The organism is Streptomyces canus, from assembly GCF_001514145.1.
GTDB lineage: Bacteria > Actinomycetota > Actinomycetes > Streptomycetales > Streptomycetaceae > Streptomyces > Streptomyces canus.
The window spans coordinates 22,044-41,743 of the sequence record NZ_KQ948687.1; the positions used below are offsets into that span (position 1 = coordinate 22,044).

The following is a 19,700-nucleotide window of genomic DNA, read 5'->3' on the forward strand; positions in this document are numbered from 1 at the left end:
GTCATCACGCATCCCCCCCACGGACCTCTTCGGCGGGGCGGGGCTGGGTGGCGTCTCCGGCGACGGCAGAGACGGCAGCGGTATGTCATCGCTGTCCCCGGCTCTTGTCGGGCAGGAGATGGGACACGTGTATGCGCTCGACCACTCCCGGGCCGGAGGCGTGGAGTACCGGGACAGCTGGGACGTCATGAGTAACCGTGGTCCCTTTATGACGCCACACCCCGTCTACACAGAACTGGACGGCAACGGGCAACCGATCTGGCGGATCGGCCCCGGTCTCAACGCCGCCAACATGCAGGGCCGAGGCCGGCTCGACACCTCGCGCGTCTGGCAGGCGGGGGCCACCGAGTCCGACAGGGTCGTAGACCTACGACCGCTCCGCAGCCGGGGTCTCGCCGGCTACCTCTGTGCCCGCGTGGGCCCGTACGTCTTCGAATTCCGCGTCAAGCAAGAGTGGGACGCGGCGATTTCCCAGGCTTGCGTGTTGGTGCACGAGTTCAACGGCAACCAGTCGGTTCTCCTCCCGACAACGAACGGGCATCAGGATCTGCGGGCAGGCGACGAGTTTCTCCGTGGACATCCTGCCAGTGCCACGGGAACGCTGGTCCGGGTCAAGGCGCTGAGCATCGACGTCGGCACACGAACAGCACGGCTCAGCGTGACGCGGCGGCCATGACCTCGCCGGGAGCCTTGCCGGACGGCTCGGACTTCGCAGGAAACGCCGTAGTGGTGAGTGCTTGCAGGAACAGCGCTCCAGGCCCGCGCCGCGTAGCTGGCTTTGGTGCTGCAATCGCTGCCACTCGGCTTCCGACGTGGTGCTCGCATGACTCGGCCGCTGACAGGCCCAAACTGCCCGGCCTCGCCGACTACGGGCGCTGGCCGGGACCCGGGCACCGGCCGGAGCGGTACCAGTGTGGATGCCGAACGTGCGGATCAGCCACCGTTTGCAAAGATCAGTCACTGTCAGTCACGGCCCCTCGGGGGAGGACCTCATGACAGCAGCAGAGGTTACCGGGACCTACACGTACCGGAGTTTCCTCAACAGACAAGAAATGGTTGGGGATTTCAACAAGCTGAAGTTCGCGGAGCTGGAGTTGAGGCTCGAGGTCGGCGCCGATGGGCATATCAGCGGTGAGTTGGTGTTCACCGACTCCTTGAGCATGGACATGGTCGGGCAGGTGTCGGGGGACTCGCCGGTGACGCTCACTCTTACCGGCAAGGGCCGGCCCGGCACCTCCATCGCCGACTTCCACTATGAGTACGACTGCAGGGTTCTGCGCCACTGGGAGAACGGCATCAACCAGCGGATGACGCTCGCCGGGGCCGTGCTGCGCGCGGCGGACCACGGCAGTGGTGCCAGCTTGGCCCGGGCGGGTCAGACGGCCAGCTCCCCGCGGTGAAGCGGGACGCCGCCTGACCCGGCGCCGAGCGGTCAGAGCTCGCCGTGATGGATCGGGAAGCGGGCCGGCTCCCGGACGCCCGCCCGCTTCAGGTCCTCGACCGTCGACTCCATGGCACTCAGACTCGATTGCAACTCATCGGCCTCAGCACTGCCCGGCCGGGCCCGCAGCGCGAGATGGACCACGGGGTGATGCCCGTGGCCGTGCCCGCCCTCAGGTCCGCTCCAGGGCGGGTCGAAGCTCCATGGCACCGGCCCTTGCAGGTCGTTGGCGGCCATCCAGTCGTCGATCCGGTCGTCCACCCAACCGTGGATGTTCCAGAAGAGCGGATTTACGTGGGAGGAGTAGGTGTCGCCGAGCCAGTTGTAGGCGGAGTCGTCCCACTTGGGGTCGACGTTGAACGCGTCCCCGCCGGGCCGGTATTCGGGCATCTGTGCCGACCAGCGCATGTGCAGCGCGTTGTGGATGAAGAACTCGACGGCGGCGCCGAGGCGGCCGAGCGTGATCTGGCGTAGTACCGCCGGGTCGGTGACCTGCGTCTCCACTGCGTGGATCTGGTCGTACCCCGCCTGCGACTTGACGTCCAGGAGACCCTGGGTGCTGCCGGGGTCGCCCGGCAGCTCGTACGCCGGCGGGACCGGGAAGGCTGGGTCGTCGGGGGCCGGGATCGTCATCCAGCCCTGCACATGCGGGTGCTGGGGGTCGCCCGTCTCGGCCAGGATGTGGTTGACCTCGGCGATCATCTCCCGGTGCATGTACAGGAAGTCCTCGCCCGAGCCGTTGTCGAGTTCCACCGGCCTGTTCCCGGTTGCCGTGTCCCTCGGCCCGCGGGACGGGCGGGGCGGCACCCAGCCGTGGTCGCTGAAGACTTCCTTCTCCTCCGGAGTCAGAACTGCCCACGAGTCCCGTGTCAGGTGCCACAGCATGTGGTGCAGGCGCATGGCGCGGTCGGCCATGGCATCGATGACGGGTTTGGGAAAGGCATTCATGTGCGCTCGACCTTCCTGAATTCCTGAAGTCGGCGAGGTTGCCTGCGCAACGGCACGGCCACCGCAGGGCGCGTACGGCACGCACGGCAGCGCGGGACAGGGGGCGCGTAGGGGCAGGGGCACGCGCACGTCGCACAGTGCGCCGGAGGCTCTACGGCGGGGCGTCCGAGGCGGCGCTGGCAGACACCTCGCAGCGCACACGGGTGCACCCACGCTCGCAACTGAAGAGACGGCGGTGTGAGCTTGTCTCAATTCCACTGTGCGACATAGCGCCTGATCACGCATCTGGGCGCCAGCGTGTTGCAGATCCTCGTGTCCGGTGGCTACCGGGGGGCGCCGCCGCCGGCCTCGGGCACTGGCTGGCCGGGCGGTGTGAAGGCGGCGAGCACCGTGGCGGTGATGTGGTGGCCGGCGTGCTCGGAGGTCAGGCGGCCGGCGCGGATCTCCTCCGCCGCGCTGTGCATGACCGCGTGCAGGACGTTGACCATCCAGGCGAGTGGCAGGTCCGTGCGGAAGGCGCCCTCGGCACGGCCGCGGGCGAGAAGGGCCTCGACGCGGGCGGAGGGCCCGGCGTGCAGTACGCGGATGCGCTCTGCGGACAATTCCCGTTGTGCGGCGGCGAGCAGTGCGCGTGCCTGGTCCACCAAGTGCCAGCCGGCCTCGATGTAGCGGGCCAGGGCGAGCAGCGGGTCACCGCTCAGGTCGACCGTGTCCAGGACCTCGTTGCCGCGGTCGATGGCGCGGCTCATCGCCGCGTCGACCACCTCCGCCCGGGAGGCGAAGTGCGCATACAGCGTCACCCGGCCCACGCCCGCGGCGCGTGCGATCTCGCTCAGGCTCGCCTCCGGGTTCTGTCCGAGGCATTCGGCGGCGGCCTGCACGATCGCGTCGATGCTGCGCAGCGCGTCGGCGCGCTTGGTGGCCGTGGAGTTCTTGCTGCCCATGCGCTCACCGTACCCCAGTAAGTCGTACAGCACTGTTTGCCTTATACCCCCCGGACGTATAACTTGAACAGTCCTGTACGACTTAGTGAGGGGGAGTGTCATGAGCGACGCGGAAACCACCACCACACGCGCATCGGATGCACCGCATCCGCTGCGCTGGACGGCCCTGGGGCTGCTCGGGCTGGCCCAGCTGATGCTGATCCTCGACATCACCGTCGTCGCGATCGCCCTGCCCGACATGGGGGCCGAACTTGGCCTGGGGCGCGCGGCCTTGACCTGGGTGGTCAGCGGATACGCCCTCACGTTCGGCAGTCTCATGCTGCTGGGCGGGCGGGCCGCGGACCTGTTCGGGCCCAAGCGGGTCGTGCTGGCCGGGCTCACCGTGTTCACCGCCGCGTCGCTGGCCGCTGGACTGGCCACCGGCGCCCCGCTGCTGCTCGGCGCCCGGATCGCCCAGGGGGCGGGCGCCGCGATGTTCTCGCCTGCCGCTCTGTCGGTGGTGGTGCGGCTGTTCGACGGTGACGAGCGCAACCGCGCGCTGGGCATCTGGTCGGCGCTCGGCGGCGGGGGCGCAGCCCTTGGGGTGCTGCTGGGCGGGCTGATCACGGCAGGTCCGGGCTGGGCCTGGGTCTTCTTCGTCAACGTCCCCGTCGGGCTGACCGTCCTCGTCTCGCTCGCCCGGATCCTGCCGAGCCTGCCCCGCGCGGCCACCGGATCCCTTGACCTGCCCGGCGCCGTCCTGGTCGCCGCCGCGACCGGATCCCTCATCTACGCCCTGATCCGTGCTGGTGACCACGGCTGGCTCGACCTCGTCACCGTGGTCCTGGCCGCCGCTGCGGCAGCCGGCTACGCGGCTTTCGCCCTCTGGCAGCGCCGGGCGGCGGCACCGCTGGTGGACCTGGGGTTGCTGGGCCGTCGGCCGGTGGTGGCGGGGGCCTTCGTGATCGCGGTGACCACGGCGCTGATGGTGGGGGCCTTCTTCCTGGGCTCCTTCTACCTGCAGAACCGCCAGGGCCACGGTGCTCTGCTGACCGGCGTGCTGTTCTTGCCGGTGGCGCTGCTGACCATGGCCGCCGCCGCGGCCGCCGGCCGGGTGATCGGGCACCTGGGGGCACGGCTGCTGGCAGTGCTCGCGCTCGCGGTGGCGGCCGCCGGGTTCCTCGTCCCGGTGCTGTGGTCGGGAACCGCCGCGATGGTGACCGGCGTGAGCGTGGCCGCAGCGGGACTGGGGGCGCTGTTCGTGGTCGCCTCCGCCACCGCGCTCGCCACGGTCGCCCCCCACGAGGCCGGGGTGGCATCGGGCATCGTCAGCACTTTCCACGAGTTCGGTGCTTCGGCCGGCGCCGCGGCTGTCTCCAGTGCCGCCGCCACAAGTATCGCCGCCCACGGTGCCCAGAACGCCTCAGGCTTCGACGACGCGTTCCTCGTCGCCACGGGCCTGGCCACCATCTCCGCCGTCATCGTCTGGTGGCTGATTCCCGCCAAACAGCAGTAAGCACGCCCTTCTCCAGGACAGGCCCGGCGGGTGGTACGCAGGCCCGACGGGGGTTACGCCCCCGCCGAGAAGATGGCCGGGGACATCATCACCTCGCAGAGCGCCGAGATCAGCCAGACGAACGAGCTGCTCGGCGAGAACTGACCGAGGCCGGCAGCTCGGGGCGGGCACCCAGCGCGCCCGCCCCCTACCGGCATGACCGCCGCAGGCCGGGACATCCCTGCCAGCCCGGGAACGGTCCGCGAAGCGCAGCGACACCGCACGCGCTCCCGCTGCGCTGCGCCGGATCGGCGCAGCGAAGAACCACACAGGAATACCCCTGGGGGGTATATGATTGGGTGAGGGCCGCGAACGGACCACACTGGACGGGATGGGGCTGAAAGTCATGGACCACACCGCTCACCACGCCAGCGCCGGGCACGACCATGCCGCGCACGACGGGCACGCCGGCCGTGCAGAGCATCACGGCGGGCATGCCGGGGCGTCCTGGAGCACGGCGGCGAAGGCCACCCTGCACTGCCTTACCGGGTGCGCCATCGGCGAGATCGCCGGTATGGCGATCGGTACCGCCCTGCTGTGGGGCAACGTCCCCACCATGGTCCTGGCGATCGGGCTGGCCTTCCTCTTCGGCTACTCGCTCACGCTGTTCGCCGTCGTGCGGGCCGGCTTGGACTTCAAGAGCGCGATCAAGGTGGCGCTGGCCGCCGACACCGTCTCCATCGTGGTGATGGAACTGGTCGACAACGCGATCATCGCCCTCACCCCCGGTGCGATGGACGCCCACCTGGACGAGGCACTGTTCTGGGGCGCGCTGCTGGGCGGCTTCGCGGTGGCCTTCCTCGTCACCACGCCGCTGAACAAGTGGATGATCGGCCGCGGCAAGGGCCACACCGTCGTACACGCCTACCACTGATCTCTTCTGCGGCCGCCGACTGTCCGGGGCCCTTGCGCGGGCCCCGGACAGTCGGCGGCCGCGCGTATGTCTCAGCGCAGTGCCAGTCGCATTCCACGGCTTGCCTGGTCTCACTTGAGTCGGCTGGCAAGCCTTGTTGTGGTGGAGAGCAGGCGCTCCAGCGGCCCGCGGCGGAATCGGCGCGTCCAGGCGACCGCCAGCACCATGGCGCCGACGATGAAGCAGGCCAGGGCGATCAGTGCCGGGCCGGTCTCCTCCTCCATGCCGATCCCCCGGATGGCGAGAATGTGCAGGACGTAGACGGTCAGCGCGATCATGCCGACCGCGGTCACGGGCGTGGCCAGGCGTGTGAGGCGTGGCATCCGCCTCGTAACGGTGACGCAGCCAGCCACGACGGCCAGCGCGACGCCTGTGTTGCCGAGGATGGAGAACGTCGTCTGGCTGTGTGGTGCGGCGACCAGCAGCCACTCGGTCGGGGTGGCGTCGATGATGTAGCCGACGGTGTCGGACCACCAGGCGGAGGCTCCTGAATCGCCGTCCGTGGCGGCCGCGATGGCGCCGCGCGCGTGCGGGATCAGGTGCAGGGCCAGCCAGGAACCGCCGTAGCCGAGCGCGGCCAGCGCACCACCGGTGAGGCCGAGACGGGCACGGACCCGGCTCTGTGTGAGGTCGAGGCGTGCCACCGCCATTCCCGCGATCATGAACGGCGCCCAGGTGAGCACCGGGTATTCGCCGGTGAACAGCAGCTCGATCAGGCCGTCGGTACCGCTGACGCGGGTCAGCGGGTCAGCCGCGATGACGGTGTCCCCCCAGCTGCCGCTTTCGATCGACTTCCGTACCAGAAACAGCACTTGAGGCATCAGCAGGGCGGCTTCCGCGGCGGTGACCGCCAGCGTCCGCGCCCGCAGCCGGTACAAGGGGAGCACGACGAGGAAGACCAGACCGTAGAAGGCGAGGATCACGTCGACGTCGGTGTCCAGGGCGGTCAGGGCGAAGCCCAGGGCGATCAGGACGACCGAACGGATCAGGACCCTGGCGACCGCCTGCCGACCGGCCCGGCCGGTGTGCGGATGCGGGCGCCCGGTGATGAGGACGAGGGTGAACCCGGCGAGCAGGGCGAACAGCGCGGAGGAGCGGCCCCGCGCTAGCTCCATGACGAAGCCCAGCGGGCCGCCGATGGCGGGATCCGGGCCGACGTGAGCGGCAAACATACCGAAGACCGCAAGACCGCGGGCCAGGTCGATGCCGATGAGCCGTCCAGTCGCAAGCGGGAGACCGGCGGTGGTTGTGGAACGGGCTGCGGCTTGGGCGGGCGCCTCGGGCAAGCCCGATGACGTGTCCTGTGTCATGCCTTTCAGAGTCGGGGGCGGGCTGGGTGCCGGACCATCCGGCAGGCGGCCGGACCGGTCCCCGCCGACCGGCCGGGACCACCCCCGCCAGGCAGCGGGTGAAACAGGACGAAAGGAACCTCGCACCGGCTTGGGGCGTCGTAGGAGTCCAGTGGTGGTCCGAGCACGGACGGGGCACAGATGATCCGGGTAGTGGTGGTCGACGACGAGGCCCTGATCCGTACAGGCTTCCAGCACATCCTCAACACCGCCGACGACATCGAGGTCGTGGCCGCGGTCCAGGGTGGCCAAGCGGTCGGTGCGGTACGGGAGTTACGCCCCGAGGTCGTGCTCCTCGACATCCGCATGCCCGACGTCGATGGCCTGACGGTCCTCGCCGACCTCCGCCGACTGCCGGACCCGCCCGTGGTGGCCATGCTCACCACCTTCAACATGGACGAGTACGTGGCGACCGCCCTGCGCTCGGGAGCCGCCGGTTTCCTCCTCAAGGACACCGACCCCGAACAACTGCCCCATCTCGTACGGTCCTTGGCCGACGGCGGTGTCGTGCTGTCGTCCAAGGTCACGCGCACGGTTGTCGACGGCTACCTGGCAGGCGAACCGTCGGGACCGGCGGCCCAGCTCGTCGGACGGCTGACCGACCGTGAACGCGATGTCCTAGTCCTCGTCTCCGAGGGGCTGTCCAACACGGACATCGGCAGTCGCATGCACCTGAGCACCAGCACAGTGAAGGACCATGTCAGTGCCCTCCTCGCGAAACTGGAGGTCAGCACGCGCGTCCAGGCCGCACTTCTCGCCGACCGCGCGGGCCTGCTCCGGCCTCTCCAGGAACGGAAGCAGGAACAGGAGTACGGCAGATGAGGATCCGCCCCGCATTGCTGGACGCCGCACTGGTCGCGGTGTCGCTGACGGATGTCTGGGTTCACGTCGACACAGACGAGCGAGTCCGCATGGCCTGCGCCCTGCTCGCCACCGCCTCCCTCACGCTGCGTCGCCGCCTGCCCTGGCTCACCTTCCTGCTCACCCTGCCGACCACTCTGTTCACCGACGCGGTCTTCGCCACCCTGGCCGCGCTGTACACGCTGGCGTCACTGACCCGCCGACGGCTACCGCTGGCCTGCTGCGCCCTGGCCGTCGCGGTGTGCGACCTCACGGCATGGTCGTGGTCGACACCCGAGTTCGCCGACCTGAGCGATCCGTTCGACCTGATCACGCTCACCTACAGTCTGGCGACGGCGGCCGCGCCGGTTTTTTTGGGACAACTCGTCCAGGCCCGGCGTGAACTGTCGTTGCGGCTCGCCGAGATATCCCAGACGCGCGAGCACGAGCGCATGCTGCTGGCCCAGCGGGTGCTGGCACAGGAGCGCGCCGCACTCGCCCGCGAGATGCACGACGTGGTCTCCCACCAGGTGAGCCTGATCGCCGTACGCGCCGGAGTGCTCCAGGTCGGCAGCCGCGATCCGCAGACGAAGGAAGCCGCCGCCACGATCCGGGGCCTGAGCGTGCAGACCCTGGACGAACTGCGGCACATGGTCGGCGTACTGCGCGCCGGCGGCAGCCGCCCCATGGAGTTGACGCCGCAACCCTCCCTGAGCGACCTGCCACGGTTGGTCGACACCAGCGGCATCAAGGCCGACCTGCGCACCGACCTGCCCGAGGAGCTGCCACCGCCCGTACAGCGGGCTGTCTACCGCACCGTCCAGGAAGCCCTGACCAACGTACGCAAACACGCCCCCGGAGCTACCGCCACCATCCACATCCACCACCAGGACGGCTCCCTCCGCGCCACCGTCATCAACACCGCGCCCCGACACCCCGCCCTTCCGCTGCCCGGCGCGCATCACGGCCTCATCGGTCTGCACCAGCGCGCGGAACTTCTCGGCGGCACCCTCACCGCCGGGCCCACCGCAGGAGGCGGCTACCAACTCCGCCTGCACCTACCCGTCGAACAGGGCTGACCCAGGCGCCCGCCCGCGCTCCTGGCCCCGCTGGCAACGACGCGTCCAGGCGCTGCTGTCACACAGGGCCCCCCTTCCCAAAGGGTCTGGGCGACGGCGCCGGAGAGGCGGCCGACCGGCTGATCGAGGATCTCGACGGAGCCCGCACCATCGGCGTTCGGCATGGACAACGGACGACGAAGAGCCCTGCCCAAGGTCCGCCTTACGGCGTCCTCTCCAGGCGAAAACACCACGGCGCGCCGAAGCGGGCCACTCTGGACCTAACGGTGGACACCGCTGGCCCGGGCCATGAGCAGCACCCGGTCCGCGACGCGACTCGGTAGGGGAGCGGGGATTCCCAAGACGGTCAGGTGTACTCCTTGCCTGGTGCGACCTCAGCCGCAGGAGGAGTCGCGGGGACATGCTTTTGTGAGGAGTGCCGCAACGTCCATCGGGGCCGGAGCAGCTTGCCGTGGCGGATGGCGAAGCGGCCCAGAACAACGTGGCCGGCCACGAACACCACCTTCAGCAGGATGATCGCCACGACTGCGTTGACGGCCCAGCTGTTCCACGCCGATGCCGCCACTGCGGCTCCGCCCAGGCCCAGGTGCACGGCGGCGGCCACGGCGCCGACCGCCATCAGTCCTATGGTCCTGCCGCGGACCGGGCGCTGTGCTGGCCCGGCTTCGGTAGCGGAGGAGGATGGGCCGGCTCCTGCGCCGGGTGGGCCTGGAGACGTTTGGTGCCGCTGCCAGGTCACGGTCAGCTGGTCACGTCGGCCGATCTTCTCAAGGCGTGCGGTGATGCCGTCTTGGAGGCGCTGCAGAGCGTCCTCGTTGCCGGCGTCGACGCGCAGGCTCAGCGTGTCCGAGGTGGCCTGCAGGGTGAACTGGCCCTCATCGAAGCGGATCACGCCGTGCGTGTCGGAGTAGTCGACATGCTGCACGCTCGGCGGCATGTCACCACCTCTGTGGCGGGCGGGGGGCTGGTGACGCATCCGGCTCATCTGGCCGAGGTGGCGGCAGAATTGCACGAGATACCGGCTGGCACGCTCGGTGGGAATGTGGGCTTCGACGGCCGGCATGACCTTCCTTTCTGAGCCGCAGGGCGGCGTCGGCGCGGGCACCATCGGGTTTTCGCGCACGAGTGGGGCCCGCTCTGCGGAGGTTTTCAGTTCCTGGTGAGAGCGGTGCGCCAGCCGCGGATGCCGTCGGTGCAGGCAGGTAGGGCGCTGTGGATCGTGATGGGTTCGATGGCGTCGATTTGCCAGGCGTCGGCGAACGCCGTGCGGATCTCGTGTGGTGTCAGTCGGTGCACTCGCCCGGACGGGGTCGGCGGCTCGTCGCGGAAGCAGAGCATGAAGTAACGCCCGCCGGGTTTCACCGCGGCGCGCAGGCTCTCGACGTAGGCCGCGCGCTCCTGGCCGCGGAAGCCGTGGAAGACCAGGGAGTCAAGGACGACATCGAACTGCTCGCCGAGGTCGGCAAGGCGCCGGGCGTCATGGCGCAGGAACCGCGCCGTCAGGCCGCATTCTTCTGCCTTCTTCGCCGCAGGATCCAGGGCGTTGACGGCGAGGTCGATGCCGGTGGCCTCCAGTCCGAGCCGTGCGGCCATGAGCGTGTGCTCGCCGGTGCCGCAGCCCACATCCAGTATCCGGCCGTGCAGGAGCCCCGCGTCGGCGAGGGCGAGGAAGGCGGGCTGGGGGCGGCCTATGTCCCACGGCGGCGGACTCGCGTACAGCTCCTCGTGCCGGAAAGCGGCGTCGGCCGCGCCCTGACGGCCGGGGGTGTGGTGGGGGCCGGGCAGGGCGGCGTCGATGCTGCGGACCTCGGGATCGGGCGTCGGCTCGTCAGCGAGCGGTGCCATGAGAAGCACTCCTCTCCGTCGCGTGGAACGACGGATCGCCGCGACGCCCACAGCTTTATCGAGACACTTTGTCTCTGTCAATCGATAGTGTCTAAGCAATGTCATTGCGTACACTGCATAGGTGCCGAAGCTGTGGAATGAGACGATCGCCGAGCACCGCCGCACGGTCCGCGAAGCGACCTTGGAGACCACCGCGGCGCTGGTGGCCGAGCACGGACTGGCGTCGGTGACGATGTCGCAGATCGCGAAGGAGACCGGCATCGGCCGGGCAACGCTGTACAAGTACTTCCCGGACGTCGAGTCGATCCTGGCCGCGTGGCACGAACGCCACGTGAGTGCGCATCTCGAACACCTCACCCGCATCCGCGAACAGGCGGGCACCCCCGGCGAGCGGCTCGAAGCCGTCCTCCACGCCTATGCGGACATCACCCACGAGCGCCCCCAGCACACCGAACTCGCGGCGCTGGTGCACCGGGGCGAGCACCTCGCCCACGCCGAGCAGCACCTGAACGCCCTCGTGCGTGACCTGATCACCGAAGCCGCGCAGGCCGGGGCCGTCCGCGATGACGTCGCCCCGGGCGAGCTCGCGACCTACTGCCTGCACGCCCTGGGCGCCGCAGGCGGCCTGCCCTCCAAGGCTGCGGTTCACCGGTTGGTCGCGGTCACGCTGGCCGGCCTGCGCACTTCGCGGCCGGCGCCCGATGCCATGGGGGCCGCCCAGTCTCCGCAACACGCCGCTACGCCGGGCGGCTCATCGTCCATCCCGCCGCATGGCCCCGGGCGTCACGCCGCCCACGCTCGCCAATCGACCGACACGTAAGCAGAAACAAGGCGCGATCCTGACGGCAGGCACACTCCCCCTGCGGGAGGGGCGTCGTATGTCTGCTGGCTCGCCTACCCGGAATTCAAGATCATCCCGTTTGCCCTTTGGTTGGTGGCACCCCGTCGGGCCCCGGCCGCTGACGCGATGCACGCGATGCGGTTTATACCCCGCCTGGGTATGGTGTGGGCGACGGCAGGCGGCACCCCGAACGGTATGAGACAGGAAGGGACGGAACGTGGGCAGCGGACACGCAGGGAGGCGGGGCATCGCCCGGCTGCTGGCGGTGTGCGCGGTGCTGTTCGGCCTGTTCCTCATGCACGGCGCCCCGGCCACGGCCGCAGAGGGCTGCCACGGCGCCATGCCCACGATGGCGCTCTCGCCGATCACCGGCGGCCACGACGCCGCACTGCTCGCTACCCATGCGCCCGCCGCGCCCGCCCCCGGCCTCGCCGTCCGGGCTGCCGGCCTCTCCGGCATGCCCGGGGCGCTGTGCGTATCGACCCCGGCCCACGAGCGGACCCCCCTGCCCGCGCCCGGCCTGCTCGACGTGGCAGGCGCCGCAGTGCTTACCCCGTGGATGCTGACCCGCCTGCCGGCGGCAGCCAACTGGACGGGAAGGCGTGGGCCACCGGACAGCGGGCGAGATCTCCTGCTTCAGGTGTGTATCGCGCGGACGTGACAGGCGCGCACCGGATCCCGGCCCCAGGCCGGAGCCGGCCCCGCGTCCTGCTCGTTTCCGCGCACCACCGGCGTGGTGCGCCCACCCGGAAAGACTCACCTCGATGGCCACCTCTTCCCGCCTTACCGCCCGCCGCCGCAGCCTCGCAGCGGCCGGCGCCGCAGCCGCTCTCGCGCTGACGCTTGCCGCCTGCGGCTCCTCTGGCGACTCCTCGTCCATGCCCGGCATGGACCACGGCAGCAAGTCCTCCGCTTCTTCCTCGTCCAGCGCGTCGCAAGCCATGGGTGACATGCCCGGCATGGACCACATGGCCTCCGGCAACGGCCTGTCCGACACCCAGGGCGGCTACCGTCTGACCTCCAAGGACGCGACCCTGCCGTCCGGCAAGCAGACCCCTTACCGATTCACGGTCACGGCCCCGGACGGCAAGGCGGTCACCGGCTTCGCCCTCGACCAGACCAAGCGGATGCACTTCTACGCCATCCGCTCCGACCTGACCGGCTTCCAGCACATCCACCCCACCATGGCCGGCGACGGCACCTGGACCGCTGATCTGGCCTCCCTCGCACCGGGCTCCTGGCGCCTGTTCGCCTCCTTCACCCCCGATGGCGGGCCCGGCAAGGACAAGGACCTCGTGCTCTCGCGCAACGTCACCGTGCCCGGCACCGCGTCCAAGACCCCGCTGCCCGCCCCCGCTACCAGCACGCAGGTCGACAGGTACACCGTCACCGTCAAGGGCGAGCCCATGGCCGGCATGGCGCACCCGCTGACCGTCTCCATCGCCAAGGACGGCAAGCCCGTCACCGACCTGCAGCCCTACCTGGACACCTACGCCCACCTGACTGCCTTCCACGAAGGCGACGCCGCGTTCGCCCACCTCCACCCCACCACCAAGGTGACCGGCGACGACGGCGGCCCGGACCTGAACTTCCACGCCGAACTGCCCACCTCTGGCAACTGGCGGCTGTTCCTGCAGTTCCAGACCGGCGGCACGCTCCACACCGCCGCCCTGACTCTGCACGTCGGCTGACCCGAGTGGGGCGCCGTCCTGGCGGCGGCGCCCCGCACCCGTCCAGACAGACCGGCCCCCTCATAACGTGTCCGCCGGGCGTACGCCGTTCCGTGCGAGGAAGGCTTCTCAGATGCACGCCGTACTGCACGCACTGTCGATCACCGGCTCCATGACCTGGGAGATCACCTGGGCCCTGATCCTGGGCTTCGCGCTGTCCGCAGTCGTCCAGGCCGTGGTCCGAAAGTCCACCGTCGTCTCCCTGCTCGGCGACGCCGGGCTTCGCACCCTTGCCGTCGCCGCAGGCCTGGGAGCTGCGTCCTCGTCCTGCTCCTACGCCGCGGTGGCGCTGGCCCGCTCGCTGTTCCGCGAGGGCGCGAACTTCACCGCCGCGATGGCCTTCGAGATCGCCTCCACCAATCTCGTCGTCGAGCTCGGCGTCATTCTCGCGCTGCTGATGGGCTGGCAGTTCACCGCCGCCGAATTCGTCGGCGGCCCCATCATGATCATCCTGCTGGCCGCTCTGTTCCGGCTGTTCCTGCGCGACAGGCTCCTGCGTCAGGCCCGCGAGCATGCAGAACAGGGGCTGGCCGGGTCGATGGAGGCCACGCCGCGATGGACATGTCCGTCCAGCGCCAAGGCTCCTTCATCCGCTGGCTCCTCTCCCGTGAGGGCTTCACCGGCGGCTCCGGCGGCCGCTCCTCCGCCGCGCTCGCCGCGGCGCCACCAGCCACGTATTCGTCATGGAATGGGCGGCGATACTGCGCGACCTCGTCCTCGGCCTGCTCATCGCCGGCGCCATCGCTGCATGGGTCCCGGATTCGTTCTGGCGCACCTTCTTCTTCGACGGCCACCCGCTCGCCGCCAAACTGTGGGGCCCATCGTCGGCCCGCTGTGGCCGTCGCCTCGTTTGTGTGCTCCATCGGCAACGTGCCGCTGGCGGTAGTGCTGTGGAAGGGCGGCATCAGCTTCGGCGGCGTGGTGGCGTTCATCTTCGCCGACCTGTTTATCCTGCCGATCCTCAACATCTACCGGAAGTACTACGGCGCCAAAACAGCCGCCTTCCTTCTCGGCACCTTCGTGGAATTCGCCTTCGGCGGCCTCGGCCTGATCCCCGACCTGGCCGACGCGAAGGTCCCCATGGAAGGCATCAGCTGGAACTACACCACCTGGCTCAACATCGTCTTCCTCCTCCTCGCCGCCGTGCTCCTGGTGCGGTTCTGGCGGACCGGCGGCATGGCCATGCTCCGCACGATGGGCGGCTCACCCGACACCGGCCACGACCACGCCGACCACATGCACCACGGAGCGGACCCCCAGGGCGGACACCACTGAGGGCTCATTCACGGACAACGGACAAGACAAAACCCTGTCCATAACTTCGGCTCACCCGCCCACCCCCGCAGCAGCGCAGGAGCATCGGTTCCGGCAGCGTCCGCGTCACAGCCCATGCCTTCCACCCAGCCCGCCCGTCGGCAAACCGAGTGCGCGTAAGCACCCGACTGACCAACCGACCTCGGCAGGTCATGCCGGACCCCGTGTCGTACGGTCTGGCGTCGCGCTCGCCCCACCGTCCGCAACGGATCTCACCGAACCCGGCGGCGCCACCAGTACGGCCGAGAGATCTGAACCCACACCGGGAATCAGGCGGCGACGAGCTCCCGCTCGCGCTCCGGCGTATTGACCTTGGTCTTCTTGTTCGGCAGCGACAGCCGGAAGACCTTGTGCCACGCGGAGAACACCTGCTTGGGCAGCGGGCCGGTGACGTACTCCAGCTCGTACTTCTCGAACAGCGCGCGCACCTTCACCGCGACCTCGGCGTACCGGTTGCTCGGCAGGTCCGGGAACAGGTGGTGCTCGATCTGGTGCGAGAGGTTGCCGGTCATGAAGTGCATGGCCTTGCTGCCGCTGATGTTCGCCGAGCCCATCATCTGGCGCAGGTACCACTGGCCGCGTGTCTCGCCCTTGATGGAGCGTCGCTCGAAGACCTGCACGCCCTCGGGGAAGTGCCCGCACATGATCACCGAGTGGGACCAGATGTTGCGGACCAGGTTCGCGGTGAACGTGGCGGCGAGCGTGGGGAGGAACGACGGCCCCGACAGCAGTGGGTGGATCACGTAGTCCTTGAGCACCTGCTTGCGGATCTTGCGGCCCACGGCCTTGGCCCGCGCGCGGAACTCCGGGTTCTTGCGGCGGCGCTTGTGCAGGTTCTTGCCGAGCTCCAGGTCGTAGGCGGCGATGCCGTACTCGAAGAAGCAGGCGTTGATGAAGTTCCACAGCGGCTGGCCGAGGTGGATCGGGTGCCACCTCTGGTCCTCGTCGACGCGCATGATGCCGTAACCGAGGTCGTTGTCCTTGCCGATCACGTTGGTGTACGTGTGGTGCAGCTCGTTGTGCGAGTGCTTCCACTGCTCGGACGGCGAGACGTGATCCCACTCCCAGGTGGTGGAGTGGATCTTCGGGTCCCGCATCCAGTCCCACTGGCCGTGCAGGATGTTGTGGCCGATCTCCATGTTGTCCATGATCTTCGCGACGGAGAGCCCGGCGGTGCCGAGCAGCCACGCGGGCGGGAAGATCGAGAACAGCAGTACGCCCCTGCTGACCAGCTCGAGCTTGCGCTGCGCCGAGATGACCTTACGGATGTAGGCGGCGTCCTTCTCGCCGCGGCCGGTGATCACCTCGTCGCGGATCGCGTCCAGCTCGCGGCCCAGCTCCTCGATCTGCTGCGCGGTCAGGTGGGCGGTGGGGTCGATGGCGGTCAAGGTGCTCCTACCGTTCGATGTCGCAGGGGCCCGCCGCGGCGGACACGCAGGTCTGGATGAGGACGCCCGGTTCGGCCTCGGTGATCTCGCCGGTGCGCAGGTCGCGAACGGCGCCCGCCTTGAGCGGTGTGACGCAGCCGAAGCAGATGCCCATGCGGCACCCGGAGGGCATGAGTACGCCGGCCTCCTCGCCGATGTCCAGCAACGGCGTGGCGCCGTCCGCGTCGACGGTCTTGCCGGTGGCGCTGAACGTGACCTCGCCGCCGTCGCCGGCGACGACGATGCTGGGGCGGAAGCGTTCGGTGTGCAGGCGCTCTTGGACGCCGTGCTCGCTCCAGTGCTTCTCGGCGGCGTCGAGCAGGCCCGCGGGCCCGCAGGCCCAGGTCTCGCGCTCGGCCCAGTCGGGCACGAGTTCGTCGAGACGGGCGATGTCGAGCATACCGTCCGTGTCGGTGTGCACCTCGGTGAGCCGCAGCCTCTTGTCCGCGACCAGGTCGTGCAGTTCGTTGCGGAAGATCACGTCTTGCGGCTGTGGCGCGCAATGGACCATGACGACGTCGTCGAACTCGGTGTCGCGCAGCATGCCCATCACGGGCGTGATGCCGCTGCCGGCCGTCAGGTAGAGCACTTTGGCGGGCTTGGCCTGCGGCAGCACGAAGTCACCGGTCGGCTGGTCGAGCTGGATCAGCGTGCCCGGTTTCGCCCCGCGGACCAGGTGGTTGCTGACCTTGCCGTCCGGGATCGCCTTCACGGTGATCGTGACGCGGCCGTCCTGCCGGTTTGTCGGCGAAGTGAGGGAGTAGGCACGCCACAGGCGCACTCCGTCGACGTCGACCCCGATCCGCACGTACTGACCGGCTGTGTGGCCGCGCCAGCCCCGTCCCGGTCTGATCACGATGGTCGCGGCGTCCCCCGTCTCGGGGTGCACGGCCTCGATGCGCCCCCGTAGGTCAGCGCCCGCACGCAGCGGGCTGACCAGGTCGAGGTAGTCCGACGGCAGCAGCGGCGTCGTGACCATCTCCAGCAGTTTCCACGCCCTGCTGCGGAGCGCTGTACTCGTCATGACTCCAGCTTGCTGCGCCTCAAGGCGTAAAGTCCTGACCGCAGGACGTAAATCTGGCTGGCTGAATTGTTCGCAGGGAATAGAAACGTGAGCCATGCAATCCGGAGGGCCAGCGAACTGGCCCTGGATGAGACGACGGTCACCGCACTCCGGGCCGCGCTGAAGAGCACCGCCGACGAGGTCGTCCAGGCGATCATCGACGAGGTCCCTCCCTACGCCAACGCCCTGTCGGGCCACATGGGCGCCACCATCCGCCGAGCCGTCCGCACCGCTCTGGGACACTACCTGGACCTCGCGAGCGGGAACGCCACCGGCGGCGACGCCGGTGACGCAGCCTATGAGCTCGGCCGCGGCGAGGTGCGCGACGGCCGCTCGATGGACGCCCTGCTCAGCGCCTACCGCGTCGGCGCCCGCGTGGCCTGGCGATGCCTGGCAGCTGGTGCCGTACCCGCAGGTCTGCCCGCCGCGGAGGTCGCCAAGTTCGCCGAGCTGACCTTCGCCTACATCGACGAACTCTCCGCCGCGAGCGCCGCGGGCCACGCCGACGAACTGGCCGCCCGGGGCAGGGACCAGGAGCGCCACCTGGAACACCTGGCCCGCGACCTCCTCGCCGGCGCGAGCCCGGACGTGCTGCTGGCCTCTGCTCAACGGGCCGGGTGGCAGCCTCCGGTTTCGCTGACCGCGGTCCTGCTGCCCGCCGCCCAGGCCCGGCCTGCCTACCGCGCGCTCGACCCGAGCACCCTCGTCCTCGACGATCTGCCGGACGCCACCGGCGCGCTGCTCGTCCCCGATGCCGACCGATCACATCTCTTGCGGCAGCTGACCGACCGCACCGCCGTGGTCGGCCCGGCCCGGCCATGGACGCGTGCCTCCGCCTCGTACGCACGAGCCGTACGCGCGCGCTTGCTCTCCTCTGATATTCGCGACACCGAGGACCATCTGCCCGAGCTGGTGCTGAGCGCCGACGTGGACGCGTTCGCAGACCTGCGTGCCCGAGCCCTCGCACCGTTGCGGACCTTGCCTGTCGCGACCGCACGGCGGCTGGAGGAGACGTTGCGGGAATGGCTGCTGCACCAGGGCAGACGAGACGAGGTGGCGGCGGCGTTGTTCGTCCATCCTCAGACCGTCCGGTACCGGATGTCGCAGCTGCGGGAGCTGTTTCCGGATCTCGCATCGCCACACCGGGTCCTTGAACTGACGCTGGCGGTCGGTCTTCGGGGCGGCTGACGCGTACTTCGACCCTCGTCTACGACCGCGTCCGGCAGCTGCCGCCAGCGGGCGGTGCGCACACCGCTGGACGGTGTGCCGCCCCCCAGCCCAGGTGACGTGCGACGGCACGGAGGCCCCTTCCCTCACTCAACGTTTTCCCCGGTGGCTGCCTGGTCCGGCTGTGGTGCGATGGAACGCAGCCAGTCGCATTGCGCGGCAACGTACTTCTCGACGGCCTGGCCGAGGTTCTGCAGCGTGATACCTGTAGGCGACCTGGAGCGCGTGCGGGGCTCCGAGCGCGGCACTCTCGGCACAGGCGCCGACGCGATCCCGGCAGATAACCTGAACTCCCGGGCGGGCCGCCAACCACGCTGCCAAGGATCCGCCTCGTGTCCCGGCAGGACGTCGATGGGCCGACGGCGTTCGCCGTCCGTGATCACGGTGGCGTACGAGTGGCCGCGCGAGGTGGCGAAGTCGTCCACCCCGAGTACGGCCTTGGGGACCAACGGAAAGGCCAGTACCGGTGGATTGAGCTTGGTGCGAGACGGTCAGGCTACGGTGCCGGCGGCCGTCAGGAGGGCCTGCCGGAGCTGGTCGAGGCCCCACGCCTCGGCCGGACCGTGCGGAGTGCGACAGATCCAGCAGGACTCGGCTTCGGCCTGCTCGACGAGCACCCGGGTGGTGAACTCCGCGGTGCTCAGATGGGTATCGTCCAGGGGCCGCCGCACTCGCTCCTCGCCGAGCTGGTGGTAAGGGCAGTCCGGCACGACCACGCGAGCTGCTTGCCGCACCCGGGGCGTGAACGGTGATCCGGCAGGGTGGTCGGGTCGCGATCAGGCCTGTCCAGGTTGCCGCAGGCCCTGGAGGAGCAAGTCGATCAAGCGGCGGGGGTCGTAGCGGGGGTCGTCGTCGCGCCCGATGCAGAGGTTGCCGACGCCGCGCATCAGTTCGTAGGGCTGGATGCCTGGCCTGATGTCGCCGGCCTCGACCGCGGAGTCGAGCAGTTGGGCACTCACGGGCTCCAAGCGGTCGACGAGGTAGGCGCGCAGCGTGGCGAAGCGGTCGCCGTCGGACTGCAGGGCGTCGGCGAGTCCGTGCTTGGTGGCCAGAAAGTCGACGAAGAGGTCGATCCACTGGCGCAGTGCGTCGAATGAGGAGTCGGCACTGGCCAGCAGAGGGGGGCCGGCCTCGGCGCATGCCTCGATCTGGGGGTGGTAGACCTCCATGTCCTAGACAGGCGGTGAGCGAGCGGGGCCGGCCGG

General features: G+C 69.6%; 18 protein-coding genes and 2 pseudogenes. 11 read left to right on the forward strand and 9 right to left on the reverse strand.

Going from position 1 to position 19,700, the window contains the following annotated elements; all coding sequences use genetic code 11:
* The first annotated feature begins 82 nt into the window (after positions 1-82).
* Both AQJ46_RS48980 and AQJ46_RS48985 read left to right on the forward strand, forming a co-directional pair.
* Entirely contained in the window at positions 83-676 is a 594-nt protein-coding gene (locus tag AQJ46_RS48980) for a metallopeptidase domain-containing protein (protein ID WP_263972922.1), read from the forward strand.
* A 316-nt stretch (positions 677-992) separates the two neighbouring features.
* A complete protein-coding gene (locus AQJ46_RS48985) occupies positions 993-1,400 on the forward strand; it encodes a hypothetical protein (RefSeq protein WP_159064235.1) in 408 nt (135 codons plus the stop codon).
* Between the two features lie 32 nt (positions 1,401-1,432).
* Here the strand turns inward: AQJ46_RS48985 and AQJ46_RS48990 are convergent, their stop codons facing one another.
* Both AQJ46_RS48990 and AQJ46_RS48995 read right to left on the reverse strand, forming a co-directional pair.
* A complete protein-coding gene (locus AQJ46_RS48990; RefSeq protein ID WP_059211847.1) occupies positions 1,433-2,389 on the reverse strand; it encodes a hypothetical protein in 957 nt (318 codons plus the stop codon).
* Between the two features lie 323 nt (positions 2,390-2,712).
* Positions 2,713-3,333, reverse strand: coding sequence for a TetR/AcrR family transcriptional regulator (locus AQJ46_RS48995; protein WP_059211848.1), 621 nt, complete (start codon positions 3,331-3,333; stop codon positions 2,713-2,715).
* Between the two features lie 100 nt (positions 3,334-3,433).
* Here AQJ46_RS48995 and AQJ46_RS49000 point away from each other — a divergent pair, with 100 nt between their 5' ends.
* Positions 3,434-4,828 carry an MFS transporter gene (locus AQJ46_RS49000; protein ID WP_059211849.1) on the forward strand — a complete coding sequence of 465 codons (1,395 nt, stop codon included), beginning with the start codon at positions 3,434-3,436 and terminating at the stop codon, positions 4,826-4,828.
* Between the two features lie 385 nt (positions 4,829-5,213).
* A complete protein-coding gene (locus AQJ46_RS49005) occupies positions 5,214-5,741 on the forward strand; it encodes a DUF4396 domain-containing protein (RefSeq protein ID WP_059211877.1) in 528 nt (175 codons plus the stop codon).
* A 110-nt stretch (positions 5,742-5,851) separates the two neighbouring features.
* On the opposite strand, the gene AQJ46_RS49010 is transcribed toward AQJ46_RS49005, so the two are convergent.
* Entirely contained in the window at positions 5,852-7,090 is a 1,239-nt protein-coding gene (locus AQJ46_RS49010) for a DUF418 domain-containing protein (protein ID WP_059211850.1), read from the reverse strand.
* A gap of 180 nt (positions 7,091-7,270) precedes the next feature.
* On the opposite strand from AQJ46_RS49010, the gene AQJ46_RS49015 reads away from it, so the two are divergent.
* Entirely contained in the window at positions 7,271-7,951 is a 681-nt protein-coding gene (locus AQJ46_RS49015) for a response regulator (RefSeq protein ID WP_059211851.1), read from the forward strand.
* Positions 7,948-9,048, forward strand: coding sequence for a sensor histidine kinase (locus AQJ46_RS49020; RefSeq protein WP_059211852.1), 1,101 nt, complete (start codon positions 7,948-7,950; stop codon positions 9,046-9,048). The genes AQJ46_RS49015 and AQJ46_RS49020 overlap by 4 nt, the downstream gene beginning before the upstream one ends.
* A gap of 346 nt (positions 9,049-9,394) precedes the next feature.
* Here AQJ46_RS49020 and AQJ46_RS49025 read toward each other — a convergent pair whose 3' ends face one another.
* Together AQJ46_RS49025 and AQJ46_RS49030 are read right to left on the reverse strand one after the other, a co-directional pair.
* Complete coding sequence (locus AQJ46_RS49025; protein WP_059211853.1) at positions 9,395-10,111, reverse strand: DUF2218 domain-containing protein; 717 nt, start codon at positions 10,109-10,111, stop codon at positions 9,395-9,397.
* A gap of 86 nt (positions 10,112-10,197) precedes the next feature.
* Positions 10,198-10,893, reverse strand: a complete 696-nt coding sequence (locus AQJ46_RS49030; RefSeq protein ID WP_063803960.1) for a class I SAM-dependent methyltransferase — start codon at positions 10,891-10,893, stop codon at positions 10,198-10,200.
* A gap of 121 nt (positions 10,894-11,014) precedes the next feature.
* On the opposite strand from AQJ46_RS49030, the gene AQJ46_RS49035 reads away from it, so the two are divergent.
* The 4 genes and pseudogenes from AQJ46_RS49035 to AQJ46_RS49050 all read left to right on the forward strand — a co-directional run bounded on the left by AQJ46_RS49035 (position 11,015) and on the right by AQJ46_RS49050 (position 14,739).
* On the forward strand, positions 11,015-11,713 hold the full coding sequence (locus AQJ46_RS49035; protein ID WP_225887646.1) for a TetR/AcrR family transcriptional regulator: 699 nt from the start codon (positions 11,015-11,017) through the stop codon (positions 11,711-11,713).
* A gap of 238 nt (positions 11,714-11,951) precedes the next feature.
* Positions 11,952-12,395: a hypothetical protein gene (locus AQJ46_RS49040; protein WP_059211854.1), complete on the forward strand. Its 444-nt coding sequence runs from the start codon at positions 11,952-11,954 to the stop codon at positions 12,393-12,395.
* A gap of 103 nt (positions 12,396-12,498) precedes the next feature.
* Positions 12,499-13,425, forward strand: a complete 927-nt coding sequence (locus AQJ46_RS56425; RefSeq protein ID WP_059211855.1) for a hypothetical protein — start codon at positions 12,499-12,501, stop codon at positions 13,423-13,425.
* 112 nt (positions 13,426-13,537) lie between these two features.
* A pseudogene (locus AQJ46_RS49050) lies at positions 13,538-14,739 on the forward strand (permease).
* A gap of 308 nt (positions 14,740-15,047) precedes the next feature.
* Here the strand turns inward: AQJ46_RS49050 and AQJ46_RS49055 are convergent.
* Together AQJ46_RS49055 and AQJ46_RS49060 are read right to left on the reverse strand one after the other, a co-directional pair.
* Positions 15,048-16,166 (reverse strand): fatty acid desaturase family protein, encoded by a 1,119-nt coding sequence (locus tag AQJ46_RS49055; protein WP_059211856.1) that lies wholly within the window; start codon positions 16,164-16,166, stop codon positions 15,048-15,050.
* 7 nt (positions 16,167-16,173) lie between these two features.
* A complete protein-coding gene (locus tag AQJ46_RS49060) occupies positions 16,174-17,229 on the reverse strand; it encodes a ferredoxin reductase (RefSeq protein WP_059211857.1) in 1,056 nt (351 codons plus the stop codon).
* A gap of 87 nt (positions 17,230-17,316) precedes the next feature.
* Between AQJ46_RS49060 and AQJ46_RS49065 the strand changes: the two genes are divergently transcribed.
* Entirely contained in the window at positions 17,317-18,456 is a 1,140-nt protein-coding gene (locus AQJ46_RS49065; protein ID WP_059211858.1) for a PucR family transcriptional regulator, read from the forward strand.
* A 530-nt stretch (positions 18,457-18,986) separates the two neighbouring features.
* Here AQJ46_RS49065 and AQJ46_RS49070 read toward each other — a convergent pair.
* Both AQJ46_RS49070 and AQJ46_RS49075 read right to left on the reverse strand, forming a co-directional pair.
* Positions 18,987-19,211 (reverse strand): hypothetical protein, encoded by a 225-nt coding sequence (locus tag AQJ46_RS49070; protein ID WP_107117503.1) that lies wholly within the window; start codon positions 19,209-19,211, stop codon positions 18,987-18,989.
* Between the two features lie 60 nt (positions 19,212-19,271).
* A pseudogene (locus tag AQJ46_RS49075) lies at positions 19,272-19,658 on the reverse strand (SbtR family transcriptional regulator); the annotation flags it as partial.
* Between the last annotated feature and the right edge of the window lie 42 nt (positions 19,659-19,700).